Below are 23,867 nucleotides of genomic sequence, written 5' to 3'. Positions count from 1 at the left end.
GATACCCAGGGCGCCGATACCCGGGTATCGCTTCGCTCAACCCGGGCTACCATTGGGTGACTTTGATCGTTCCCACATCGAGGCGTCGAACCGTCCACGTGGGAACGATCAGCTGCTCCCGTAGCCCGGATGCAATCCGGAAGCGATTTGTCGGTGCGGAATTTTTCCCGGATTTCATCCGGCTACAAAAATGCCGTTCACCTGCGTAAGTGAACGGCATTGCGACTTCGCAGCGGGCCTTGACTGTCAGGCTTCTAGCCGACTTACTCCGCCTGGTTCCTGGCAGAACCTTCGCGGTATTCATCGATAATTTCCCGGCCTTGCTCGCCCGCCTGGCCCAACCACTCCCAGGCCAGCGTCCGGCCGATGGCATCCAGGCCGGCACGCACTTCCGGCGGGGCTTGCTCCACCACTGTCAGGCCGCGACGCTCAAGGGTTCTGATCTGATAGGCGTTCAGCGCCCAGGACAACTCCCAGCCTTGCATCTCGGCGCGCTTCGCCGCCGTCAGCAGCGCCTGCTGCGCAGTGACCGACAAACGCTGGAATGCCGCTTCGTTGACCACGGTGATGTTCTTCGGGATGAACGCCTTGATGTCGTAGAAATGACTGGCGAATTTCCACGCCTGCAGGTCGACCCCGGTGGCCGAGGAGGTCAGCATCGCCTGCACCTCGCCGCTGCCGAACGCCTGGGGCACGTCCTCGGTGGCGATGGTGGTCGGCACGGCGCCAACCAGCTCGGCCATGCGCGCGATGGTCGGGTTGTAGGAGCGGAATTTCAGGCCCTGAAAATCCGCCATACGGGTCACCGGCTTGTTGCTGTACAAACTCTGCGGCGGCCATGGCACGGCATACAGCAGACGCACGCCGTCTTTCAGCAGGCGCTGTTCGATGGCCGGCCGGCTGGCCTGCCAGAGTCGTTTCGCCTGGTCGTAGTCGGTGACCAGAAACGGCAGGCTATCGAGCGCATACAGCGGGTCTTCCTCGCTCAGTACGGACATGAACAGATCGCCGAGTTGGATGTCCTCGCGCGCCACCGCGGCTTTCACCTGAGCGCGCTTGAATAGCGTCGAGTTGGGCGAGACGCGGATGTCCAGCTCGCCCTTGCTCTCGCGCGTGACCTGACGGGCGAAGTCGCGGGCGATGCGGGTAATGAAGTTGCTGGTCGGTTGCTCGGCCGACATGTTCCAGAGCTCGGCCGCCTGAGCGGTCGTCACGGCGCTGACCAGGGCGGCGAGTACCGCGGGGAACTGCAAATAAAGAGAGGGTCTCATTGGCGTGTCCATGAGTCGTGGAATCAGGGAGCCAGGCCAACGATCTATCCGGAACAACCACGGCGCCCGGCCGATGGAAAGGACACCCCTGGCCGAGATGGTGGACCGGCCAGGGGTGCGCGCGAGGTGTTTGCTGCGCGAATAGTGGAGCAAACCACAGCACGACTGTCGGAGTTGCCGGGGCCAGTGTCCAACGAGAAAAAACACAGGCTTATGATCGAAAAAGCTTATGCCCCGCACCTCTGCCGCAGCGAGCGCTCAAGGCTGTGCTGGAATCAGCGCCATCGACTTTTCCTATCCCCACCGCTCATTTTTATTAGTTGGACGCCCGCCCCGCGCCCCTCAAGAATGCCGCACAGGTCATTCCATAACAGGCGGCCGCCCGTTCGCCAGCGCTCTGCCTGCGCCTACCGACGAGGCACCCCGCACAGAGGAACATCCCTTGAACAGCCTGCTTCTGAACTGTGATATCGGCGAGAGCTTCGGCGCCTGGAAAATGGGTCTGGATGCCGAGGTCATGCCCTATATCGACTGCGCCAATATCGCCTGCGGCTTCCACGCCTCCGATCCCGGCACCATGCGCAAGACCGTGGCCCTGGCGGTCGAACATGGCGTGCGTATCGGCGCCCATCCGGGCTACCCGGACCTGGTCGGCTTCGGCCGCCGTTCGATGGACTGCTCGCCCCAGGAAGTCGAGGATCTGCTGCTCTACCAGATCGGCGCTCTGGAGGCCATCTGCCGCAGCCAGGGCAGCCGCGTCAGCTACGTCAAACCCCACGGCGCGCTGTACCAGGACATGATGCGCAAACCGCCGATCCTGAGTGCGGTGATGCGTGCCCTGGCCAGCTATGACCGCAGCCTGCCGCTGATGCTGATGACCACCCGCGACAATCGCCAGGCCCAGGCCATGGCCGCCGAGTTCGGCCTGACCCTGTGGTTCGAGGCCTTCGCCGACCGCGCCTACGACCCGGCGGGCTTTCTGGTCGCGCGCAGCCAACCCGGCGCGGTGCACCACGACAGCGAGCTGATCGTCGATCAAGCGGTCAGCCTGGCCAAGGGCCATGCGCTGTTGGCCAGCGATGGCAGTTCCTTATCCTTGCAGGCCCACACGCTCTGCGTGCACGGCGATAACGCCAGCTCCGTGGCAGCGGTGCGGCGCATCCGCGAAGCCTTCGACGCCCTGAGGCCCGCATGAGCGCACCAATCCCGAAACTCGAAGTCGCCGGCATCGACAGCCTGATCCTGCGCCTGTTCGACCACATCGACGAAAGCAACATGCCCTGGATGCTGGCCGCCAGCCAACGCCTGCGCGCCAGCTTCGGCGACGCGCTGATCGATCTGGTGCCGTCCTACACCACCCTGTTGCTGCACTACGATCTTGAACGCATGGCCGGGATGCGCGTGCGCGAGCTGATTGCCGAAGCCTTCACCGACCTGCAACCGGCCAGTGCCGAGGGCGGCCGCTGCCATGAGCTGCCGACCTGGTACGACCGCAGCGTCGGCCCCGAGCTGCCGCTGCTGGCGCAACGCACTGGGCTCAGCGAAACCCAGGTGATCGAACGCCACAGCCGTCATGAATACCAGGTGTTCGCCATCGGCTTCGCCCCCGGCTTCGCCTTTATGGGCCTGGTCGAGGAAGCCCTGGCGGCGCCGCGCCTGAGCACCCCACGCAAACGCGTCGCGGCCGGTAGCGTGGGCATCGCCGAGCGCCAGACCGCGATCTACCCGGTGGTTTCGCCGGGCGGTTGGAACCTGCTCGGGCGCAGCCCGGTGAAACTTTTCGACCGTTCGATCGACGGCTACAGCCTGATGCAACCGGGCGATCGGGTGCGCTTCGTGCCCATCGATCATGCCGAATTCATCCGCCTCGGCGGCGACGACAGCCCCCTGGAGACGTCCCTATGAATCGCGACGCAGGCGGGCTGCGCATCGAGCGCAGCAGCCCCTTTATCCAACTGCAGGACGCCGGGCGTTTCGGCGTGCGCCACCTCGGCGTCAGCCAAAGCGGCGCCCTGGATTGGATTTCCATGTACTGGGCCAACTGGCTGCTGGGCAATGCCCTGGACGCCGTGGTGGTGGAAATCACCCTGGGCAATTTCGACCTGTGCTGCGAGCAGGACGGCTGCCTGGCCCTGGCCGGCGCCGATCTCGGCGCCACCCTGGACGGCGAACCCCTGCGCCCCTGGCGCACCTTCGGCGTGCGCCGCGGTCAGCAGTTGCGTTTCGCCCAGCCACGCCTGGGCGCCCGCGCCTATCTGGCCGCGCCAGGTGGCTTCAGCGCGACGGCGGTGCTCGGCAGTCGTTCGAGCATGACCCGCGAACAGTTGGGCGGCCTGCACGGCGACGGCAAACCGCTGGCGGTCGGCGACCGCTTGCAGTGGCTGCAATCGGTAGCGGCACCACGGCCCATGGACACACGCCTGATTCCGCAGTTCACACCCTCGCCGCGCCTGGAACTGGTGTTGGGCGCGCAGATCGGCGATTTCAGCGGCCAGAGCCTGTTCGATGTGTTCAACAGTTCCTGGAAGATCGATACACGCGCCGACCGCATGGGCATGCGCATACTCGGCCCGCGCTTGCAGACGCGGCGCTCGACGACCATTTCTGAGGGCATTCCCCTGGGCGCCGTGCAGGTACCCCCCGATGGCCAGCCGATCATCCTGCTCAACGACCGGCAAACCATCGGCGGCTACCCGCGCCTCGGCGCCCTCACCCCACAGGCAGTGGCCCGCCTGGCGCAATGCCTGCCCGGCGAGCAACTGCTACTGGTGCCGATGCTGCAGGAGACCGCGCAGGACAGCCATCTGCGCTTGCTCGGACAGTGGCGGCATAGCAGCGACTAGCTGCCCGCTCTTTCTGGAACAATGGCTTGTTGCATCGCAGGATGCAGAGCCGCGCATAGCCTGCGCCTCGGCAAATGCTTTAAAGTCTAGGCCGTCGTGCGTCCGGTACGGCTTGACCCTTTTGCATAGAGCTCAACGATGGAACACCGTGAAGCGCTGCTCGCCCTGCGAACCTTTCTTTCCACCCAGATCCTCGGCCAGGAAAAACTCATCGATCGGCTGCTGATCGCCCTGCTCGCCGACGGTCACATGCTGGTCGAAGGCGCGCCCGGGCTGGCCAAGACCAAGGCGATCAAGGAACTGGCCGAAGGCATCGAGGCCGAGTTCCACCGCATTCAGTTCACCCCGGATCTGTTGCCCGCCGACATCACCGGCACCGAGATCTACCGGCCGGAAACCGGCAGCTTCGTGTTCCAGCAGGGACCGATCTTTCACAACCTGGTGCTGGCCGACGAGATCAACCGCGCACCAGCCAAGGTGCAATCGGCGCTGCTCGAAGCCATGGCCGAGCGCCAGGTCAGCGTGGGCCGCAGCACCTACGAGCTGTCGCCGCTGTTCCTGGTGATGGCCACGCAGAACCCGATCGAGCAGGAAGGCACCTACCCGCTGCCCGAAGCCCAGCTCGACCGCTTCCTGATGCACGTGAAGATCGGCTTCCCGGATGCCAACGTCGAGCGCAAGATCCTCGCCCAGGCCCGCGGCGAGGCGCTGCATGGCGAAACCAAACCCGAGCACCGGGTTAGCCAGCAGGCGATCTTCGCCGCGCGCAAGGAAATCCTCGGCCTGTACATGGCCGATGCCGTGGAGGAATACCTGGTGCAACTGGTGATGGCCTCCCGCACGCCGGCCAAGTTCGACCCGGAGCTGGCCGAGTGGATCGCCTACGGCGCCAGCCCGCGCGGCTCGATTGCCCTGGATCGCTGCGCCCGCGCGCACGCCTGGCTGGCCGGGCGCGAATTCGTCAGCCCGGAAGATATCCAGGCGGTGCTGTTCGATGTGCTGCGTCACCGCATCATCCTGTCGTTCGAGGCCGAAGCGGCCGGCATCGACCAGGATCGCGTGGTGCAACGCATCCTCGATGCGGTGGCGGTAGCCTGATGCCCAATGCCCACGTAGCCCGGATGCAGTCCGGGAATCAGCGAACAACGCGCCCGGATTGCATCCGGGCTAGCTGCTGAACCGCCATGCACAGCCAGCCCAGCCAACCCGGCGTCCGGGTCAATCTCGCCGAGCTGATCGAGATGCGTCACCGCGTGCGCGAGGTGCAGCTGTTTTCCACGCCGGCGCAGCGCAGCCCGCTGATCGGCTTGCACCATTCCAAGCTGCGCGGGCGCGGCGTGGATTTCGACCAGGTGCGGGTGTACCAGGCGGGCGACGACGTGCGCACCATCGATTGGCGGGTCACCGCGCGCACCCAGGAGCCGCACACCAAACTGTTCCATGAAGAGCGCGAGCGGCCGATCTACCTCCTGGTGGAGCAGAGCCAGCGGCTGTTTTTCGGCTCCGGGCTGATGTTCAAATCGGTGCTCGCCGCCCAAGCCGCCAGCCTGATCGGTTGGGCCGCCCTGGGTCATAACGACCGCATCGGCGGCCTGGTATTCGGCGGCGAGGAGCAACACGAGATCAAACCGCGGCGCAGCAAGCAGAGCCTGCTGCAGCTGCTCAATCGCCTGGCCCGCGCCAACCAGGCGCTGTCCAGCGACGGCCAAGCCAGCCGTGACGGTTTCGGCCTGGCCCTGCGCCGCGCCCGCGAAGTGCTGCGCCCCGGCAGTCTGGCGGTGGTCATCTGCGACGAACGTACCCTCGGCGACAGCAGCGAGCAACAATTGAACCTGCTGGCCCGGCACACCGACCTGCTGTTGCTGCCGATCTCCGACCCGCTCGACCATGCCCTGCCGGCCGCCGGTTTGCTGCGCTTCGCCGAGCGCGGTGCGCAACTGGAACTCGACACCCATGACGCCGGCCTGCGTCAGGCCTACCGCGCCCAGGGCGAGGCGCGCCAGGCGCGCTGGCAACGCCTGGCGCAGAAGCTTGGCGTGCCCTTGCTGGCGCTGAGCACCCAGCGTGAGATGATCGAGCAACTGCGCGACCACCTCAACGCGCAACGCCCCGGTAAACGGCTATGAACCCGCTGGACCAACTCGAGCCCCTGATCGCTCCGGCTCCGATCGACTGGTGGCCGCCTGCGCCCGGCTGGTGGCTGCTGGCCGTGCTCGTGCCACTGCTGCTCTGGGGCCTGATGCGCCTGCTGCAACGGCTAAAGCACAGGCTCAAGGCAGACGTCAGCGACAACGCCCTCGATCCGCTGCGGGTCGCCGCCCTGGCGGAACTCGAGCAACTGGCCAAACCCTACGACGGCGCGCCAGCCGGTCTCTGGTTGCAACAGCTCAATGGCTTGCTCAAGCGTCTGTGCCGCCAGCACTACCCGCAAAGCCACAGCCACACCCTGAGCAGTCGTGGCTGGCTGGCATTTCTCGACAGCCGCTGCCCGGCGGCCGGCCTGACCCGCTGGATGATTCTGGTCGAAGGCGCCTATCGACCGCACTGCACGCTCGACGACAAGGCCATCGACGGGCTCAACCAGGCGGTCGCCATCTGGATTCGCAAGCATGTTTGAATTCGCCTGGCCCTGGATCATCCTGCTCGCACCGCTGCCCTGGTTGCTGCGCCTGCTGCTGCCAGCGGCGGACAGCGGCGAGGCGGCCCTGAAAGTCAGCTTCCTCGGCGAGCTCGAGGGTTTGGCTGGGCGCCGCGCACGGGCCAATCTGCCAGCCTGGCGCCAGCAGGCACCTTTCGCCCTGCTCTGGTTGCTGCTGCTTAGCGCCGCCGCCCGCCCGGAATGGGTCGGCGAGCCGCTGCCAATGCCCGCCAGCGGCCGCGACCTGCTGCTCGCGGTGGATGTATCCGGCTCCATGGCCTACGCCGACATGCGCTGGGAAGACGAGGAGGTCGACCGTCTGACCCTGGTCAAACACCTGCTGGGTGACTTCATCGAAGGCCGTCAGAGCGACCGTGTCGGCCTGATCCTGTTCGGCAGCCAGGCCTATCTGCAGGCACCCCTGACCTTCGACCGGCGCACCGTGCGCACCTGGCTCGACGAAGCGGTGATCGGCATCGCCGGCAAGAACACCGCCATCGGCGATGCCATCGGCCTGTCGGTCAAGCGCCTGCGTCAACGTCCGGCGGATAGCCGCGTGCTGGTGCTGGTGACCGATGGCGCCAATACTGGTGGTGAGATCGAGCCGATGATCGCAGCACGTCTGGCCGCCGAGGAAGGGATCAAGATCTACCCCATCGGCATTGGCGCGGATCCGCAACAAGGTGGGATCGCCGGTCTGTTCGGCCTCAATCCGGGGCTGGACCTGGACGAACCGAGCCTGCGCGCGATAGCCGACATGACCGGCGGTGAATACTTCCGCGCCCGCGACAGCCAGGAACTGCGCGCCATCGAACAGCAGCTCGACCGCCTCGAACCGGTGGCGCAGCAGCCGACCCTGGCCCGCCCGGCCCAGGCGCTGTATACCTGGCCACTGAGCGCCGCGCTGCTGCTCAGCGTGCTGCTGGTAGGCCGCGAACACTGGCCGCAATTGCGCCAACGGCTGCGTCTATTGGCACAACGTCCCTGGCGGAGACAGCCATGATCGAAGACTGGCTATTGGGTTTATGGCCCCACTGGCTGCGCCTGTACTGGCTGCTGGTGGTGCCGCTGCTGGCTGGGTTGCTCTGGCAACTCTGGCACCGGGAGAAACGCGCCGGTCGCTGGCAGCTGCTGCTGCCGCCGGCGTTTCATGCGGCGCTGCTCAGCGGCGGCCGGGGTCGTACCAGCCGCCTGCCCTGGATCGCCCTCGGGCTGGCCTGGCTGCTGGCCCTGCTGGCGCTGCTCGGACCCAGCTGGCAACGCCTGGAGCAGAGCAACCTGAAACCCGCCGACCCGCTGGTGATCATGCTCGAACTGACCCCGCAGATGCTCGCCAGCGACAGCTCGCCCAACCGCCTGGAGCAGGCCAAGCGCAAGCTGCTCGACCTGCTCCAGGCGCGCCGCGACGCGCAGACCGCGATCGTCGTGTTCGCCGGCAGCGCCCACACCCTGGTGCCGCTGTCCGACGACCTGGCCACCAGCCGCAACCTGCTCGAAGCGCTCAAACCCTCGATCATGCCCGAGCCCGGCCGGCGTGCCGACCTGGCCCTGCACAAGGCGCTGCAACTGCTGGAACAGGGCGGCCAGGGCCCGGGCCGCATCCTCCTGATCGGCAGCGGCCTGGATCAGCAGGAGCGCCTCGGCATCCGCCAGGCACTCGGCAACAACGGCAAGCGCCTGCATATGCTCGGCATCGGCAGCGCCGAGGGTGCACCTATCGTTCAGGAAAACGGCGCGTTTCTCAAAGACGCCCAGGGCGCGATCCTCATCCCGCGCCTCGACAGCGCCGACCTTGCCCGCTTCGCCCGGCAGATCGGCGGGCGTTATCGCCAGGCCAGCCTGGATGACCGCGACCTGCACGACCTCGGCCTGCTCCCCGCGCCCCAGCAGTTGCGCAGCGGCAGCGAACAGACGCTTCTGCAAGCCTGGGCCGATCAAGGCCACTGGCTGCTCCTGCCGCTGTTGCTGCTGGCCGCCTGTGCCGGCCGCCGTGGCTGGTTGTTCTGCCTGCCACTGCTGATGCTCGGCGTGCCGCAGAACAGCTATGCCTTCAGTTTTGACGACCTCTGGTGGCGCGCCGATCAACAAGGCCAGCGTCTGCTCGAGGCGCAACGCCCCGGCGAAGCCGCCGAACGCTTCGCCGATCCGCAGTGGCAAGGCCTGGCGCTCTACCAGGCAGGCGATTACCCGGCCGCGGCCGAGCGCTTCGCCCGCGGCGATAACGCCATCGCCCACTACAACCGCGGCAATGCCCTGGCCCGCAGCAATGAACTGGAAGCCGCCCTGGATGCCTACAGCCAAGCCCTGGAATTGCAGCCCGACCTGCTCCCGGCGCAGACCAACAAGGCCCTGATCGAACAATTGCTGGAGCAACGCCAGCAACAACAGAGCCAGGAGCAAAACCAGGAGCCACAAGCGGACAGCACGCCCACCCCGCCGCCGCAACCGCAGGCAGGGTCAGCCGAGCCCGAGCCCGATGCCGACAAGTCGCCGCCCGCCGCCGGCCAATCCGGCCCGGATGACCAGGAACAAGCGCCCAGCCAACCCACGCCCGGTGACAGCGACACGCCGACACCCAGCGAACCGGACGATGACCTGCAGGGCGAAGAGCAGATCGCCAGTGCCGCGCAACCTCTCGATGGCGAACGGCGCCAGGCCCTGGAGCAATGGCTACGGCAGATCCCCGATGAACCGGGTGAGTTGCTGCGGCGTAAATTCTGGTACGAACAGCAACAGCGTCAGGAACAGACTCGATGACCCGCCTGCTCTGCACCCTTCTCCTCAGCCTGCTGGCATTCCAGGCCAGCGCGCAAAGCTTCACCGCGAGCATCGATCGCGCCCGCCTGAGTGCCAGCGAAACCTTCGAGCTGACCCTCGAGTCCGACGACGCCACCCAATTCGGCAAACCCGACCTCAGCCCGCTCGACACCCTGTTCGAGGTGCTCGGCAGCCGCCAGGTCAATCGCCTGACCACGGTCGACGGCGAGTCCCGCGCCATCACCCGCTGGATTCTCACCCTGCAGCCCAAGCAGAGCGGCTACGTGGTGGTACCGCCGCTGAGCCTGGGCGACCTGCAGACCCTGCCGATCACCCTGCACGTGCAGGAAGCCAACGGCGACAGCGCGGCCAGCAAACTGGCACCGGTATTCATCGACGCCAGCCTCGATCAACCCAGCGTCTACGTGCAGGCACAAAGCGTGCTGACCCTGCGCATCTACCACTCCGTCTCGCTGTATGACGACAGCAGCCTGAGCCCGCTGGAAATGCCTGACGCACGCATCGAGCAACTCGGCAAGCCACGCACCTACGAAAAAGACATCAACGGCATCCGCCATGGCGTGATCGAACTGCGCTACGCGATCTTCCCCCAGCGCAGCGGCGAACTGACCATTCCCGCCCAGGCGTTCAGCGCCACCCTGGTCGACCGCGCCGGCCGCAACGACTTCCAGCCATTCGGCCCGCGCCCCGGCAAGGTCGCACGGGTCAAGTCACCGGAAATCCCCCTGACGGTCAAAGCCAAGCCCGCCGACTACCCCAGCGATGCGCCCTGGCTACCGGCCCGCGCGTTGAGCCTGGCGGAAACCTGGAGCCCGCAACCGGACAACGCCAACGTCGGCGACTCGCTGACGCGCAACCTGATGCTCAAGGTCGATGGACTCTCCAGTGCGCAACTCAATCCCTTGCCCGCCACCGAGGTCAAAGGCCTGCGGCGCTACCCGGACCAAGCGCAACTGGCCAACCAGATCAGCGACAGCGGCGTGATCGGCAGCCGTGAGGAACGCGAAGCCCTGGTGCCCAATCGCAGCGGCCAATTCGAACTGCCGGCGGTAGAAATCGTCTGGTGGAATACCCACGAAGATCGTCTGGAGCGCACCAGCCTGCCGGCACGCAGCCTCGAGGTGGCACCCGCCCCAGACCTGGAAACAGAACCACTGCCCAGCGATACGCCGACCCAAGCCTGGGTCCAGGGCCCGCCGTTGTGGCCCTGGCAACTGAGCAGCGCCCTCCTCAGCCTCAGCACCCTGCTCGGCTTCGGCCTCTGGTGGCATGCCCGCCGCCAGCCGGCTATCGCCCGCGCCAACCAGACCGGCCCCAGCCCACGCAGCCTGCTCGACGACCTCAAACGCGCCTGCCTGGCCAACGACTCGCTAGCCACCCGCCACGCCCTCGACGCCTGGGCCCGCCAACAGCCGGAAACCCTTGCCGAAATGGCAGCCCGCTTCGTGCCCCTGTCCGACGCCCTGGACGGCCTGAATGGTGCGCTCTACAGCGAAACCGGCCAGCACTGGCAAGGCGAAGACCTCTGGCTAGCCATTCGCACCCTGCCCAGCAACCAAGCCGGCACCACGACTGCCACCACCCAGGAAACCAGCCCACTGCCACCGCTCTACCCGCGCTGAACAGCAGGGTCTCAACCTCACGCAACCCGCTCAAAAAACCAACAGCATCGCGCCGAGGTCACGGAACGCCGCCCGGCCCCTCCCACAAGAGCAGCAGACACCACCAATCGCCTGCAGGAGGCATGTCCCGCTTACTGCACCACTGGCTCTTCCAGCGGGACGGCGGCTACCGAGCCGGGATTGCCACCCATCTGACGAACCCGCCGGATCTGCTGAACCCGGTTGAGGTTGTCCCAGGCCATGTCGTAATGCGCGGGGGATTGTTCGATCGCGCTGCGGAAGAACTGCTCGGCGGCATCCAGCTTGCCTTCCACCAGACAGACGTAACCGACATCGTTACTGGCCTGGGCACGATCGCCGATCTGCTCGAAGGCGGAAAGTGCCTCCTCGTAACGCTCCATGCGTGCCAGCAGCAGCCCGTAATTGCGCCATAGCGGCTTGTAGCCGGCGTCGTAGCCGATGCCGCGCTGGTAGGTGCGTTCGGCCTCAGGCCATTTCCCGGCCAGGTAGTAGGAATAGCCCAGGCTGTTCTGCACCAGCACCGAGCGCGGTTCGATCAGCATGGCCAAACGGTAATAGGCCTCGGACAGTGGGAAATCGTTGTTCAAGTCGGCGAGCACGCCGAGGGCGTTGTAGACCTTCAACGGCGACTTGCTGTCCACCTTGAGTGCGCCCACGTCGTGCAGGCCGTCGCCCTTGTCGCTGCCCAGGCGCCGCTGATCCAGTGCCACCGCCTTGAACAGCAGTCCTTGCGCAGCCTCATGGTTGCGCCTGGCCAGCTGCAGCATGCCCATCTCCGCCAGGGCGTCGGGGTTCTCCGGTTGGTTCGTCAGCACATCGCCGAAGGCCATTTCGGCGAGCTGAGTATTCCCGCGCTCGCGGTGGATGCGCCCGATCCAGACCATCGCCTCGTAGCCTTCCGGCTCCAGCTCGATGGCGCGCAGATACTGATACAGCGACTGATCCAGGTCGCCGGCCTGGTAGGCCATCGCGGCCATCTGCATGGCCTGGTCGGCCGAAGTGGCCTGCTTACGCACCTTGTGCAACAGCGAATTGTCACCGCGATAAACCGAGCGGGTATCGAGTTCCGGCTCCAGCCCCATGGTCTGACATCCTGACAACACGGCCGTCATGGCCAACAGCAGACTGATCCTTTTCATCTCATAACTTCCCGAAGACTTTAAGCACCCCGATGATGGCGGGACCGATGGCCACCAGGAAAAAGCTCGGCCACAGGCACAAGATTAGTGGGAATATCAGCTTGGTGCCGATTTTCGCCGCCGTCTCCTCGGCCTTCTGCGTGCGCCGGTCGCGAAACTCCTCGGCGTAGATACGCAGGGTATCGGCGACGCTGGTGCCGAAGCGGATGCTCTGCGCCAGCAGGCTGACCAACCCACGGATGTCCTCCAGGCCGGTGCGTTCGGCCAGATGTTTGAGCGCTTCGGTACTGGCAATGCCGGCGCGAATCTCCGCGTTGACCAGGGCCAGCTCCACCGCCAGCTCCGGCTGGCTGACCGCCATCTCGTCGGCCACCCGCTCGATCGCCTGGGGCAAGGACAACCCCGACTCGACGCAGACCACCATCAGGTCCAGGGCATCGGGAAAGGCCACCAGCAGTCGAGTCATGCGTGCCTGCTTGCGCTTGTCGACATAGATGGCCGGCGCCAGCCAGCCCACGGCGGCAGCGCCGGCCACCAGGGCAATGCCCATGGGCAGAGACAGCTTGGGGATCAGCGGCATTGCCAGCAGGCTAAGCCCCACCAGCACCAGCGGCGCCAGCAGGCGTACCGCCCAGTAGGACTGCACCGCCGCGGGCGAGCGATAACCGGCATGCGTCAGCAGGGTGCGGGTGGCCGAGTCCTGGCCCTGTTCGGAGGAGTTGAAGCGCTGACCCACCTGTTCCAGCATCAGTTGCAGGTTGCTCGGCGCCTCCTGGCCAGCGACAAAGCCGCCCTGCCCGCGCTTGATCAGGCTCAGGCGGCGCTGCACCGGGTCGCGCAGCCCCAGCACCAGCATGGCCAGGGTGACCATCGCCAGCACCGCACTCAGACCGATGGCGCCGACGAACAACAGGCGCGCCAACTCCTCGTTGCCCACCACCCGGTTGAGCAGACTCAGCAGATAATCCATGACAAATACCTCCTCTACGAACGCCAGTGCCTAGTGTCGCGTCAACCCTGAAATGTCAGAACACCGTAGGGTGGGTTAGCGGCGCCAAGCGCAGAGTGATCAGGCACCGCCATCGTGGCGCGCCGCGTAACCCACCAAGCGATCTCCTGCGTTGCTCCGATGGTGGATTACGGCGCAACGGATCTTGCTGGATCATCGCTATCGGCTACATGCGCCTAACCCACCCTACGAGAAGCCGTTTAACCGCAGGTTGATCTGTGACGCGACTCTAAACCTGAATCCTGATGATTCTGCGGATCCAGAAAATCCCGATCAGCATGGCGACAAACGCCCAGGTAACCAGCTTCTGACCCAAGGGCTCCTTGAGCAGCAAAGGCAGATAGGTCGGGCTCGACAGCACAATCGCCGCCGCCAGCACGAAGGGCACGGACACCAGCACCCAGGCCGACATGCGCCCCTCCGCCGACAGCGTCTTGACCTTGCGCTGGAAGCGAAAGCGCCCGCGGATCAGGCTGCTCAGCCGCTCCAGCACCTCGGTCAGGTTGCCGCCGGTGTCGCGGTGGATCAGCACCGAGGTCACCAGCATCATCACCGTCATGCTCGGCATGCGCTCGAGCAGGCCGAGCATCGCCCGGCGCACGTCGTTGCCGTAGTTGATATCGGCGAAGGTCAGGCCGAACTCGTGGGCCACCGGGCCCTGGTGTTCCTCGGCCACCAGTTGCAGGGTCTCGTTGAACGGATGGCCGGCGCGCAGGGCGCGGCACATGGCGTCCAGGGCATCTGGCAGCCCCTCCTCGAACTGGGCGAAGCGTTTGCCGCGGTCGCTGGCGATCTTCAGCACCGGCAGCCAGCAGGCCAACACGGCCACCGGCAGCGCCAGCCACCACTGCCGGGTGAACAGCCACAGCACGATGCCCGCCACCACGCCAAGGAGCAACCCGAGCAACAGCACCCGATACGCCCGGTAACTATGCCCGGCCTGCTCGATCATCTGCGCCAGGGCCTCCATCGCCGGCAACTGCTCCAGCCGAGCCTCCAGCGGTGACAGGCGGCGCAGGTACTTCTGGCGCAGCACCGTCTGCATGTTCGGCAGGTTGCTGGCATGTTCCAGCACATGCAGGCGCCCGCGGATACGTTTGCGTACCCGCCCCGCCTCGCCGAATACCGGCACCACCAGGCCCTGACTGAGGAGGAACACCGCAGCGAACACCATGCCGAGGAACGCCAGGATAAATTCACCGGGAATCTGATTCATGACTGCCCCTCCATCCATTCCGGGCGGAACAGATTAAGCGGCAACTCGATGCCGCGTTTAGCCAACACATCGCGGAAGGCCGGCACCATGCCGGTCGGTCGGTAATCGCCGAGTACCTCGCCGTGCTCGCCCATGCCGCGGCGGACGAAAGCGAAGATCTCGGTCATGGTGATGATCTCGCCCTCCATGCCATTGATCTCCTGCACGCTGATCAGGCGCCGCTTGCCATCCTCCTGGCGTTCCAGCTGGATCACCACGTCGATGGCCGAGGCGATCTGCTGACGCATGGCCTTGATCGGGAAGGTCGCACCGGTCATCGACACCATGTTCTCGATCCGGCCCAGGGCATCGCGCGCGGTATTGGCGTGGATGGTGGTCAGCGAGCCGTCGTGGCCGGTGTTCATCGCCGTCAGCATGTCCAACGCCTCGGCGCCACGCACCTCGCCGATGACGATGCGGTCCGGGCGCATGCGCAGGCTGTTGCGTACCAGCTCGCGCTGATTGACCTCGCCACGGCCTTCGATGTTCGGCGGCCGGGTTTCCAGGCGCACCACATGTGGCTGCTGCAGTTGCAGTTCGGCCGAGTCTTCGATGGTGACGATCCGCTCGTTGTGCGGGATGAAGCCGGACAGCACGTTGAGCATGGTGGTCTTGCCGCTGCCGGTGCCACCGGACACCAGCACATTCAGGCGCCCGCGGACGATGGCCTTGAGCACCAGGGCGATGGCCGGGGTCAGGGTGCCCATCTGCACCAGGCTCTCGGTATTCAGCAGATCCACGGCGAAACGGCGGATCGACATGCTCGGCCCGTCGATGGCCAGCGGCGGGATGATCGCGTTGACCCGCGAGCCGTCCTTCAGGCGCGCATCGACCAGCGGCGAGGACTCGTCGATGCGCCGGCCCAGGTTGGAAACGATGCGATCGATGATATTCAGCAGGTGCTGATCGTCGCGAAAGCGCACGTCGGTGCGCTGCAGCTTGCCGAAGCGCTCGACGTACACCGAGGCATGGCCGTTGACCAGGATGTCCGACACGCTGCGGTCGGCCAGCAGCGGTTCCAGCGGGCCGAGGCCGAGCACTTCGTCGGTGATCTGCTTGATGATCAACTGGCGGCTGCTGGCGCTCACCGGCGCCGAGTGCTCGTCCAGCAGGCGTTGGCTGAGTTCGCGGATCTGCCGCCCGGCCTCGGCCGGCTCCAGCGAATCGAGCAGCGACAGGTCCATGACCTTGAGCAACTGCTGATAGATCCTCTCCCGCCACTCGGTCTCCATCGGATTGAGCCGCGAGCGGGTCTCATACAGGGTATCCGGTGCACTGCTTTCCCAGTCCATCGGCGTGCTGGCGCCCTCTGCGTCCTTGGCCTGCGCGTCCTGCGCCGCTGCCGGCGCGCTCTTGGCGGACTGCTGACGCAGGCGGTTGCGAAATTCACTGAGCATGGTCTATCCCCCGAACAGTCGGCCAAAGGTACGTTTCAGCAGACCCTGCTCGACCGTCTTGCTGCCGTGCAACGCCTGACTCAACTCGCGCATGCCCAGGGTCACCGGCGCCCGTGGCGCATGCAGTTGCAACGGCACCCCGGTGTTCTGGCTGGCGCTGACCACCGCATAGTCGTTGGGCAGTTTCTGCAAATCGCCGCAGCGCAGCGCCTCGGCAATATCCTTCAGGCTGACCGGCGAGGCCTTGTCGTAACGGTTGACCACCACCTGCAGGCGGTCACCCTGCACCCCCAGCTCCTCGCGCATGATGCGCACCAGGCGAGTGGCGTCCTTCAGATGACTGAGGCTCTGCTGCACCAGGACATAGACCCGGTCGGCCTGCTCCAGGGTGGTGCCGGTGAGGTGGTCGATCTGCCGCGGCAGATCCACCACCACCCAGTCGTAGCTGCTGCGCGCCAGGCGCAACAGCGCCTCCAGCTGTTCCAGACGCACATCCTGCGGCAGGCACAGCTCACCGCTACGCCCGCCCAGCACATGCAGGGTCGGGCTGAAATGGCTGCAGAAACCGCGCAAGGCGACGCTGTCCATTTCCTCGATCTGCTGCAGCACGTCGACATGGCTGTGCGCCGGCACCACGTCCAGGTAATGGGCGACGCTGCCGAACTGCAGATCGAGATCGAGCAACAGGGTGCTGCCGCCCTGTACGCTCAACTGATGGGCCAGGTTGCAGGCCAGCAGGGTGGCGCCCGAGCCGCCCTTGGCATTCATCACCGCGATCAACTGACCGCCCGTTGCATGCCCCGCATGGGTCTCATGGATCATCCGGCCCAGGGCGGCCAACAGCTCATCCGCGGCCACCGGTTCAGGCAGAAAATCCCGGGCGCCGGCCTGCATCGCCAGGCGAATGCCCTCGCGTTCCTCCAGCGGCCCGCAGACCAGCAACGGCGGGCGCTCATGGGCCGGCCGCAGCAGCAGGGACGCCAGCTCCTCGCGCCATAAATGGCTGACCCGCAGCAACAGCAGGTCGGGCATCCGTTCCAATCCATACAGCGGGTCGGTATGGCCATTGCTCACCAGGCGTGTGTTCACCTGCAGGCCTGGCAGACGCTGGCTGACTGTCTTCAGGTGATTCAGCGCCGAGGCATCGCGGCTGCTGATCAACAGGTGCAGGCCCTGCTTACCGGTCGCCCGGGATAGCGCTGGGGTTTCTCTGGACTTCAACATGATGTGTCTCCACCAACGCCATCGGAGCCGAGACTTTCGCGAGGCAGAATCGCCCTGAACACCGGCAGGGTAATGTCCCCACCCAGTGGAGCCGGGATCAACAACGTGAAGGGAAAATTTTCGATACTGAGTTGCACGAAACGGATGGAGCTCAAGTTCGCGGGGTCATTGGGGCTGCTCACCACGCTACCGTCCTCGCCCAGATAGGTCAGGGTCAGATTGGCTGTCGTCAGGTTGCCGATCAAACCGCTGGCGCCGCTATTATTCGCCGCATTGAAAATGGCCCGCCGCAATACCACCGGATCGCTGATCGTGCACACCACCGCCAGCCGCGCCCCCCGCCGTACCACCTCGTTCAAGGCGCCCACGGTAAAAGACAGCCGGCCGATTTCCAGCACGCCGAACAGCAGGGTAAACAGCAGCAGGCCGATGATGGCGAACTCCACCACGTATACGCCTCCCATGCGTTTCCTGTTCATCACAGCACCCTCATGACCACGGTGGATCTCAGCGAGATGCCGAGCGGGATGGAGCTGCCGAAAAAGCTCGGCAGCGAATTGCCGATTACCGGGCGGAACACATAGCTGATGCTGACCTGTACATGCTCGCTATCCGGCGTAGTGACCGTCACGTCATCTGTGCTCAGCGCCGGCACCACCGGGGGATAACCGCCCGGGTTGGCCGGCACGCCAAAGACGGCGACGCTCTTGGTCCTGTTCTGCAGATCGCTGTTCAACTCGACCTGCCCAAGGGTGGCGTTCCAGGCCTGCCCGGCGACGAAACGTCCGGCGTCGCGACTGGCCTGCTGCAGGCTGTTGAAGTGATAGAGCATGCGGCCGAACTCGCCGATGGCCAGCAACAGCAACAGCAATAGCGGCAAGGCGATGGCGAACTCGACCATGGCCACTCCACGCTGGGCCTGAAGCTGTTTGCAGGTCGGACGTCTCATCGCACACCTCTTCTCAAAAAAACTGCCCCATTGCCTTATGCCTACAAAAACACTGTCTCGCCTTGGGCCGCCTAGGAATCGGGGCTCGGCGTCGTCGGAGTGATATAGGTCTTGTACAGCTGGATGATCTTCGGCCCCACGTCATCCACCACCGGCCCGGGTACGCTGTCTCCCGCACAGTCGGTGACGAACTGGCCGAAGATCTGCGCCTGGTTGCCCTGCTGGCTGACCGTCTGTACCAGGAAGAAACAGCCATAGCCCAGCACCGGCACCGACGTCTGCCCGCCCGAAGCACCATCACAGTTGCCCACTACGATCTTCAACAGGCGCCGTTCGAACACCCCGTTGGCTTCGCAGCCGCCAGGACAACTGGCGACGCTCTCGACCCAGTCGTTGTAGTCGAGCAGCGCAGTGCTGGTGGTATACAGATCGCCATCGCTGAACTGGACCAGCTGGCTCTGGTGCACCACATTGGGCTCGTTATAGGTCATCCGCGGCGTGCTGAAGCTGGTCACCAGGTCCGGCGGACAGGCCGCGGCGCTGACCGGCCCGTTGTACTCGCCGAAGCGGGTATTGAGGCCCTGGGCCACCGGGCCCACGCTGTTGCCCGGTTCGGTCTCGATCGCCTCGCCCGAGGTCAAACACTGGTCGACCCCCTGACACAGGGCGTCGCGGATATCGTCAGCGCCGGTGTTGTTACCCAGGCGGATCAACTGGAAATTGCCGGGCCCGATAGCCGGCGCGTTACCGGCCGCACTCTTCAGCACCTCCAGGTCGCCGAACCGGTAGCCCCAGAACATGCCGTTGTCCGGGTCGTACTGGTCGGGGTCGCCACAGACCATCAAGGGCGCGAGATTGCACGGCGCGGTCGGGCTCGGTCCGGCGGTGGCGATGGCCGCCACCGCCTTGTTGCCGAGGTTGCCGGCACCGAAGGCCTGGGCGAAGCCCCAGAAAAAGCGGCTCAAGGGGTAACTCACCACCCTGACCCGCACGAAGCGGGCATCCACCGGCCCCGGATATGCGAAAGGCCCTTCGACGGTGGTGGCCAACTCCACTACCGCGAAGGCGCCGACCCCACCAGCAGTGCCGATGGCGCTGGCCAGTTCGCCATTGCCGTCGGCGTTGGCATTGCGCGCCAGCGTATCCAGCGCGGCATCGCGCGTCTGGCTGGAGGCATTGCCCGAGCCCATGACCTGACTCAAAGTCTTGGCCCCGCTCAACGCTGCCGCATCCACCGCATTCTGCAGGCGGCTCTTGTTCACCAGCATATGGCCGCCATCCAGCACCAGGGCGGCCATCAGCAGCATGGCCGCCAGGGCAATCACCACCAGCACGATCACCGCACCCCGCTGACGGTGCGGTAGCGCGGTGAACGGCCGATGCATAAGGGGTTTCATCATCAAGCCCTCAGTTGCCGATGTTGATCTGGATCGGTTGGGCGACCTGGGTCGCATCGCCGGTGACGCCGCGGTAGCTGTCCATGGCCCTCTCAATCAGCGGGCCATCGGTGCCGCTGGGCGAGACCTCGGTGCCCGGGTTGGCCGCCAACGCCTTGTCGGCGATCTGCTGGTAGTGGATGTCGTAGATGCTCGAACCCAACGGGCCAACCCGGCCCTCCTCGTAGGTCATGCATCCACTTGGCCCTAGCAACAGCAGCGTCACAATCATTGTGCGTTTCATCGTGGTTGCCTCCACTGGTTGATCCTGCGCAGCCCGCCAGGCGAGCCACCCTTGCAAATTTGACCCGGCCGGCCGTTGCCTTTGTAGAGCCAGGGGGACGCCTAGTCCTTGCTGCGGTCCGGCGTCCCGGCGATCCTGTCAGCCAGCGCCGGAGTGCCGGATCGCCAGCGAGCGGGCTCCTACACCAACGCACCTAATTCAAATCGTGGCCGAAACTGCCCTCGCTGGTGCCGAGGCTGACCGGCACCGGACGCCCGGCTTCGCGCCCCTTGGTCTTGCCGAGCAGGTAGAAGTCCAGGTCGCTCGGCTCGACGAATTTCTCGGTGGGCAGGCGCACGCTTCTGGCATCTATGGGCTTGGCCAGGTGCGGGGTGACCAGGATCACCAGCTCGGTTTCACCGTTGACGAACTCCTGGCTGCGGAACAGGTGGCCGAGCACGGGTATATCGCCCAGGCCGGGGAAGCGGCTGACGAAATCGCGGGTGTTCTCGCTGATCAACCCGGCGATGGCGATGGTCTGACCATTGCCCAGTTCCACGGTGGATTGGGCGCTGCGTTTGGTCAGCGCAGGCACCAGCAAGGAGGCCCCCACCTCGTCCCCGGTATTCACCACCAGGCTATTGGCCGCCACCAGCTCGCTGACCAAGACATTCAGGTTGAGGTTGATCCGTCCCGAGTCCAATACGGTCGGTAGAAATTTCACTCCGACACCGAACTCCTTGAACTCGATGGTGATGCCATCATCATCCCTGACCGGAATGGGAAATTCGCCACCGGAGATGAACTCGGCCTGCTGCCCGCTCAGGGTGGTCAGTGTCGGCTCTGCCAGTACCTTGGCCGAACCATCATCCCTGGCCGCATCCAGCGCCACGTTGAAGAGAAAATCTCCCGAGAGGAATCGGGCGAACATTCCAGTGCCAGTACCAAGCAACCCAGTATCAGGCAGGATAGAACCGCCCGGGGTCAGACCATTATTGGCACCGCCGCCGCTCCAGCGGCTGGAAGAGCCGAAGTCCAGGGCGTTGAAGCGCACATTGAGGCTCTTGACCAGGCTGCGCTTCATCTCCGCCACCTTGACCTCCAGCATCACCTGCTGGCTGCCGCCGACGGTGAGCAGGTTGATCACCTCCAGCGACTGGGTCGGCGCCGCAGCCGCCGCCTCGCCCTCGCCCTGGACCACGCTGGCAGTCTGTGCGGTATAGGTCTTGGCCAGTTTGACCGCGGTATCCATGGCCGCCGCACTGCTCACCTGGCCGCGCAGCACCAGCGCGCCCTGGGCACTGAATACCTCGATACGCTCGTTGGGCATCAACTGGTGCAGCTTGCCTTTCAAGCCGCCGAGGTCGTGTACCACCTCCAGGTCGAGGCTGTCGATCAGGCGATTGCGGCTATCCCACAGCAGCACGTTGGTGCTGCCCAGGGAGCGGCCGAGCAGGTACAGCTGGGTCGGGCTGGTGATCAGGATATCGGCGATCTCCGGATTGCCCACCGAGACCTTCTTCACCGGGGCGCGCGTGCTGAGCACCCGCGATTTATAGATTGGCACCTCGATATTACTGGTATTGGCTGCCGGCATGGCGCTTACCGCCGACGGCGTTTCAGCCGCCTGCACCACGATGCTCGACAGCAGCCAGGCGCCCAGTGCGTACAGCGCGTATGACCTGAGTCTCAGGATGATCTCCATGCCCTACTCCTTGCTTGTTATGTGGCCTTACCTGCTTAGCGGAGCAACGGAAAACCGCTGCCACTGCGTAGCCGTTCTTCGTCCTGTGAAGAGAATGGGGAGTGCGAGAACCCCGCCTGGCCCGCGCCCTCCCCTCTCCCGCCCTACAACTGCACCTTCGTCGCCTCGACCGCGGTACCGCGAATGATCGTGACCCCAACACCAGCGCCGCTGCGTCGCACCAGTGGCTTGGCCGGCGCCGACACTGCGACCGGAGTCGGCGCAGGCGCCTCGACCAGCGCCAGCGGTGCGGCGGCTTCGAGCTTCTTCTGGTTGTTCAGCGGGTTGCGCAGGGCCAGCTGCAGCTTGCCCTCGGTTTGCGCCTTGACCAGCACCTCGGCCTCTGTGCTGCTCATCTCCAGGGTCACTGCACGCACCACCACCGGCTGGGTCTTGTCGGTGCTGGCGGTCTGGTCGACGGCGAGTACCCGCAGGTCTTCGAGGATGGTCTTCGACTCCGCTTCGTTGTTGTTGCCGCCACTCTTCCTGGTCGCCAGCACGTCGACCCGGTTGCCCGGCAGCAGGAAGCCGCCGACCCCGACCACATCGTCGACCCGCACCGAGATGGCACGCTTGTTCGCCTCGATCAGCGAGGCCAGGGTGCTGCCGCCGAGGTGTTCGGCCAGCCGCGCGCCGCGCAGAATGTCGCCGCGCAGCATGCTGAAGGTGGCGATCTTGCCGATTACCTTGTCGGTGGTATCGAAGGCGTCGTCCGGTGCCGTGCCCTTGGGCATGCGCACCAGGCTGACGTGCTGGGCCTCGATCATCTGGCCGAAGGGGATTTCCACGGTGGCCACCACCACGCTCTGCAGGTTGTCGTCCGGGCCGGCATTCAGCCGGGCACTCAGCCAGTTGTTGGCCATCCAGGCGGCGCCCAGCCCGAGGATCAGGGACAGGGCAACCAGGGTCAGGGTACGCGCACTCATGTCTGTATCTCCTTAGCCAAGAAAGTTATCCAGCAACCACATCCAAGGACGTGTCATCCAAGAAAGTCGAGCTGGATAAAGTAGTTGTGCCAGGCCCACTCCAGCTCGCGCGGCGACAGCGGCCCGCTGCCATCCAGGTAGCGCTGGCGATCCAGCGCCATGCTCAGCAGATCGCGCGGGTGGCAAGGCACCAGCGGCATGCCCTCGGTCTCGTACAAGCCCTGCAGCACGTAGCGCAGCAGCACCGGGTCATAGGCGATGCCCAGACGTTCGCATTCCTGGCGCCAGATGCGCTCGTACTCTTCGGCCTTGAGGTAGTTGAAGTGCAGCTTGTAGCCGATCCGCCGGAGGAAGGCCTCGTCGGCCAGCTCCAGCGGGTTGAGGTTGGTGGAGAACACCAGCACCAGGTCGAATGGCAGCTCGCAGTGGCGCCCGCCGCCAAGGTTGAGGAAGTCGCGCTTCTCCTCCATCGGCACTATCCAGCGGTTGAGCAACTCGGCCGGCGCCATGCGCTGACGGCCCATGTCGTCGATGATGAACAGGCCGTTGCTGGCCTTGAGTTGCAGTGGCGCCTGGTATTGGCGGCTGAACGGGTCGTAGCGGATATCCAGCTGCTCCATGCTCAGTTCGCCGCCGGTGATCAGCACCGGGCGCTTGCAGCACAGCAGACGGCGGTCGATGCCCTCGCTGAGCATCAGGCTGTTCTGCTGCTCATCCGGGTCATCCAGACGCTGGTGCACCTGGGGGTCGTAGATCTCGATCACCGCCTCGTTGATCGCGATGGCGTAGGGCACCCAGATGGCCTCGGCGAACAGGCGGATCAGGCGGCTGCTGATATAGGTCTTGCCGGTGCCCGCCGGGCCGTAAATCATGATGGCGCGCCCGGAGTTCAGGGCCACGCCCAGCTGGTCGAGCATGCCTTCGCTCAGTACCACGCCACCGAAGGTGGCCCGCATGTCGCGGGCGGTGATGCGCCCGTGGTGGATGGTCTGCACCTTGAGCAGCGAGCGGTAACTGCTCACCGGATAGGGCGCCGCACCTATATAGCCACTGCGCGCCAGGGCATCGCGGGCGGCGCTGCGGCCACGCTCGGTCAGGCCGTAACGCAGCCCCTGACCAGCGGTCTGGCCAGCCGCCTGACCTAGCACCTCGACCCGGCCATCCTTGCGCAGAAACGCCAGGATCTCTTCCAGCACCGCGCCGGTCAGCGCCAGGCGCTCGACCAGCTGCGGCATGGCCAGCACCCCGGCATCGTGCAGGTGCTTGCACAGCAGGTCGCCGAGCAAATTGTCCGCCAGGCCGGTCTCGCGAATGCTCCGCGGCTGCGGCGCCAGGCGCTCTACGGCCTCGCGTTCGCTGGGGTAGGCGTCGCTGTCGCTGATGGCGTACATG

Annotated in this window: 22 protein-coding genes; 9 read left to right on the top strand and 13 right to left on the bottom strand. The window is 65.4% G+C overall.

What is annotated here, in order from left to right; all coding sequences use genetic code 11:
- Nucleotides 1-263: 263 nt before the first annotated feature.
- Nucleotides 264-1,271: a TRAP transporter substrate-binding protein gene (locus R3355_RS14430; RefSeq protein ID WP_318961810.1), complete on the bottom strand. Its 1,008-nt coding sequence runs from the start codon at nt 1,269-1,271 to the stop codon at nt 264-266.
- A gap of 442 nt (nt 1,272-1,713) precedes the next feature.
- Between R3355_RS14430 and R3355_RS14425 the strand changes: the two genes are divergently transcribed.
- The 9 genes from R3355_RS14425 to R3355_RS14385 all read left to right on the top strand — a co-directional run bounded on the left by R3355_RS14425 (nt 1,714) and on the right by R3355_RS14385 (nt 11,152).
- The gene (locus R3355_RS14425) at nt 1,714-2,466 is read left to right on the top strand and encodes a 5-oxoprolinase subunit PxpA (protein ID WP_318961809.1); all 753 of its coding nucleotides are present in this window, start codon (nt 1,714-1,716) and stop codon (nt 2,464-2,466) included.
- A complete protein-coding gene (gene pxpB / locus R3355_RS14420) occupies nt 2,463-3,176 on the top strand; it encodes a 5-oxoprolinase subunit PxpB (protein ID WP_318961808.1) in 714 nt (237 codons plus the stop codon). Before R3355_RS14425 ends, pxpB begins: the two co-directional genes overlap by 4 nt.
- Nucleotides 3,173-4,114: a biotin-dependent carboxyltransferase family protein gene (locus R3355_RS14415; RefSeq protein WP_318961807.1), complete on the top strand. Its 942-nt coding sequence runs from the start codon at nt 3,173-3,175 to the stop codon at nt 4,112-4,114. Before pxpB ends, R3355_RS14415 begins: the two co-directional genes overlap by 4 nt.
- A gap of 138 nt (nt 4,115-4,252) precedes the next feature.
- Entirely contained in the window at nt 4,253-5,212 is a 960-nt protein-coding gene (locus R3355_RS14410; protein ID WP_318949246.1) for a MoxR family ATPase, read from the top strand.
- Between the two features lie 86 nt (nt 5,213-5,298).
- The gene (locus tag R3355_RS14405) at nt 5,299-6,240 is read left to right on the top strand and encodes a DUF58 domain-containing protein (RefSeq protein ID WP_318961806.1); all 942 of its coding nucleotides are present in this window, start codon (nt 5,299-5,301) and stop codon (nt 6,238-6,240) included.
- Nucleotides 6,237-6,731, top strand: coding sequence for a DUF4381 domain-containing protein (locus tag R3355_RS14400; protein ID WP_318961805.1), 495 nt, complete (start codon nt 6,237-6,239; stop codon nt 6,729-6,731). The genes R3355_RS14405 and R3355_RS14400 overlap by 4 nt, the downstream gene beginning before the upstream one ends.
- Nucleotides 6,724-7,755 carry a VWA domain-containing protein gene (locus R3355_RS14395; RefSeq protein WP_318961804.1) on the top strand — a complete coding sequence of 344 codons (1,032 nt, stop codon included), beginning with the start codon at nt 6,724-6,726 and terminating at the stop codon, nt 7,753-7,755. Before R3355_RS14400 ends, R3355_RS14395 begins: the two co-directional genes overlap by 8 nt.
- The gene (locus tag R3355_RS14390; protein WP_318961803.1) at nt 7,752-9,509 is read left to right on the top strand and encodes a vWA domain-containing protein; all 1,758 of its coding nucleotides are present in this window, start codon (nt 7,752-7,754) and stop codon (nt 9,507-9,509) included. The genes R3355_RS14395 and R3355_RS14390 overlap by 4 nt, the downstream gene beginning before the upstream one ends.
- A complete protein-coding gene (locus R3355_RS14385) occupies nt 9,506-11,152 on the top strand; it encodes a BatD family protein (RefSeq protein ID WP_318961802.1) in 1,647 nt (548 codons plus the stop codon). The genes R3355_RS14390 and R3355_RS14385 overlap by 4 nt, the downstream gene beginning before the upstream one ends.
- Nucleotides 11,153-11,283: 131 nt before the next feature.
- Here R3355_RS14385 and R3355_RS14380 read toward each other — a convergent pair whose 3' ends face one another.
- From R3355_RS14380 to R3355_RS14325, 12 genes are all read right to left on the bottom strand, one after another.
- On the bottom strand, nt 11,284-12,312 hold the full coding sequence (locus R3355_RS14380) for a tetratricopeptide repeat protein (RefSeq protein WP_318961801.1): 1,029 nt from the start codon (nt 12,310-12,312) through the stop codon (nt 11,284-11,286).
- 1 nt (nt 12,313) lies between these two features.
- Nucleotides 12,314-13,282 carry a type II secretion system F family protein gene (locus R3355_RS14375; RefSeq protein WP_318961800.1) on the bottom strand — a complete coding sequence of 323 codons (969 nt, stop codon included), beginning with the start codon at nt 13,280-13,282 and terminating at the stop codon, nt 12,314-12,316.
- A gap of 268 nt (nt 13,283-13,550) precedes the next feature.
- Entirely contained in the window at nt 13,551-14,537 is a 987-nt protein-coding gene (locus R3355_RS14370) for a type II secretion system F family protein (RefSeq protein ID WP_318961799.1), read from the bottom strand.
- The gene (locus tag R3355_RS14365; protein WP_318961798.1) at nt 14,534-15,973 is read right to left on the bottom strand and encodes a CpaF family protein; all 1,440 of its coding nucleotides are present in this window, start codon (nt 15,971-15,973) and stop codon (nt 14,534-14,536) included. Before R3355_RS14365 ends, R3355_RS14370 begins: the two co-directional genes overlap by 4 nt.
- Nucleotides 15,974-15,976: 3 nt before the next feature.
- Nucleotides 15,977-17,197, bottom strand: coding sequence for an AAA family ATPase (locus R3355_RS14360; protein WP_318961797.1), 1,221 nt, complete (start codon nt 17,195-17,197; stop codon nt 15,977-15,979).
- Nucleotides 17,191-17,676, bottom strand: a complete 486-nt coding sequence (locus R3355_RS14355; protein WP_318961796.1) for a TadE/TadG family type IV pilus assembly protein — start codon at nt 17,674-17,676, stop codon at nt 17,191-17,193. The genes R3355_RS14360 and R3355_RS14355 overlap by 7 nt, the downstream gene beginning before the upstream one ends.
- Nucleotides 17,676-18,146 (bottom strand): TadE family protein, encoded by a 471-nt coding sequence (locus R3355_RS14350; protein WP_318961795.1) that lies wholly within the window; start codon nt 18,144-18,146, stop codon nt 17,676-17,678. Before R3355_RS14350 ends, R3355_RS14355 begins: the two co-directional genes overlap by 1 nt.
- Nucleotides 18,147-18,217: 71 nt before the next feature.
- Nucleotides 18,218-19,546, bottom strand: coding sequence for a TadE/TadG family type IV pilus assembly protein (locus R3355_RS14345; RefSeq protein WP_318961794.1), 1,329 nt, complete (start codon nt 19,544-19,546; stop codon nt 18,218-18,220).
- 7 nt (nt 19,547-19,553) lie between these two features.
- Entirely contained in the window at nt 19,554-19,775 is a 222-nt protein-coding gene (locus tag R3355_RS14340; protein ID WP_318961793.1) for a hypothetical protein, read from the bottom strand.
- A 244-nt stretch (nt 19,776-20,019) separates the two neighbouring features.
- Complete coding sequence (locus R3355_RS14335; protein ID WP_318961792.1) at nt 20,020-21,510, bottom strand: type II and III secretion system protein family protein; 1,491 nt, start codon at nt 21,508-21,510, stop codon at nt 20,020-20,022.
- A gap of 143 nt (nt 21,511-21,653) precedes the next feature.
- The gene (cpaB, locus tag R3355_RS14330; protein ID WP_318961791.1) at nt 21,654-22,475 is read right to left on the bottom strand and encodes a Flp pilus assembly protein CpaB; all 822 of its coding nucleotides are present in this window, start codon (nt 22,473-22,475) and stop codon (nt 21,654-21,656) included.
- A 53-nt stretch (nt 22,476-22,528) separates the two neighbouring features.
- The gene (locus tag R3355_RS14325; RefSeq protein ID WP_318961790.1) at nt 22,529-23,866 is read right to left on the bottom strand and encodes an AAA family ATPase; all 1,338 of its coding nucleotides are present in this window, start codon (nt 23,864-23,866) and stop codon (nt 22,529-22,531) included.
- Between the last annotated feature and the right edge of the window lies 1 nt (nt 23,867).

This window comes from Pseudomonas sp. (assembly GCF_033723075.1).
Taxonomy (GTDB): domain Bacteria; phylum Pseudomonadota; class Gammaproteobacteria; order Pseudomonadales; family Pseudomonadaceae; genus Aquipseudomonas.
This window is presented reverse-complemented; position numbering and strand designations above follow the sequence as displayed.

Coding starts and splice junctions, on each gene's coding strand:
- R3355_RS14430 (WP_318961810.1), bottom strand. CDS start 1,271: ATGAGACCCTCTCTTTATTTGCAGTTCCCCGCGGTACTCGCCGCCCTG.
- pxpB (WP_318961808.1), top strand. CDS start 2,463: ATGAGCGCACCAATCCCGAAACTCGAAGTCGCCGGCATCGACAGCCTG.
- R3355_RS14415 (WP_318961807.1), top strand. CDS start 3,173: ATGAATCGCGACGCAGGCGGGCTGCGCATCGAGCGCAGCAGCCCCTTT.
- R3355_RS14410 (WP_318949246.1), top strand. CDS start 4,253: ATGGAACACCGTGAAGCGCTGCTCGCCCTGCGAACCTTTCTTTCCACC.
- R3355_RS14405 (WP_318961806.1), top strand. CDS start 5,299: ATGCACAGCCAGCCCAGCCAACCCGGCGTCCGGGTCAATCTCGCCGAG.
- R3355_RS14400 (WP_318961805.1), top strand. CDS start 6,237: ATGAACCCGCTGGACCAACTCGAGCCCCTGATCGCTCCGGCTCCGATC.
- R3355_RS14395 (WP_318961804.1), top strand. CDS start 6,724: ATGTTTGAATTCGCCTGGCCCTGGATCATCCTGCTCGCACCGCTGCCC.
- R3355_RS14390 (WP_318961803.1), top strand. CDS start 7,752: ATGATCGAAGACTGGCTATTGGGTTTATGGCCCCACTGGCTGCGCCTG.
- R3355_RS14385 (WP_318961802.1), top strand. CDS start 9,506: ATGACCCGCCTGCTCTGCACCCTTCTCCTCAGCCTGCTGGCATTCCAG.
- R3355_RS14380 (WP_318961801.1), bottom strand. CDS start 12,312: ATGAAAAGGATCAGTCTGCTGTTGGCCATGACGGCCGTGTTGTCAGGA.
- R3355_RS14375 (WP_318961800.1), bottom strand. CDS start 13,282: ATGGATTATCTGCTGAGTCTGCTCAACCGGGTGGTGGGCAACGAGGAG.
- R3355_RS14370 (WP_318961799.1), bottom strand. CDS start 14,537: ATGAATCAGATTCCCGGTGAATTTATCCTGGCGTTCCTCGGCATGGTG.
- R3355_RS14365 (WP_318961798.1), bottom strand. CDS start 15,973: ATGCTCAGTGAATTTCGCAACCGCCTGCGTCAGCAGTCCGCCAAGAGC.
- R3355_RS14360 (WP_318961797.1), bottom strand. CDS start 17,197: ATGTTGAAGTCCAGAGAAACCCCAGCGCTATCCCGGGCGACCGGTAAG.
- R3355_RS14355 (WP_318961796.1), bottom strand. CDS start 17,676: ATGAACAGGAAACGCATGGGAGGCGTATACGTGGTGGAGTTCGCCATC.
- R3355_RS14350 (WP_318961795.1), bottom strand. CDS start 18,146: ATGAGACGTCCGACCTGCAAACAGCTTCAGGCCCAGCGTGGAGTGGCC.
- R3355_RS14345 (WP_318961794.1), bottom strand. CDS start 19,546: ATGATGAAACCCCTTATGCATCGGCCGTTCACCGCGCTACCGCACCGT.
- R3355_RS14340 (WP_318961793.1), bottom strand. CDS start 19,775: ATGACCTACGAGGAGGGCCGGGTTGGCCCGTTGGGTTCGAGCATCTAC.
- R3355_RS14335 (WP_318961792.1), bottom strand. CDS start 21,510: ATGGAGATCATCCTGAGACTCAGGTCATACGCGCTGTACGCACTGGGC.
- cpaB (WP_318961791.1), bottom strand. CDS start 22,475: ATGAGTGCGCGTACCCTGACCCTGGTTGCCCTGTCCCTGATCCTCGGG.
- R3355_RS14325 (WP_318961790.1), bottom strand. CDS start 23,866: ATGTACGCCATCAGCGACAGCGACGCCTACCCCAGCGAACGCGAGGCC.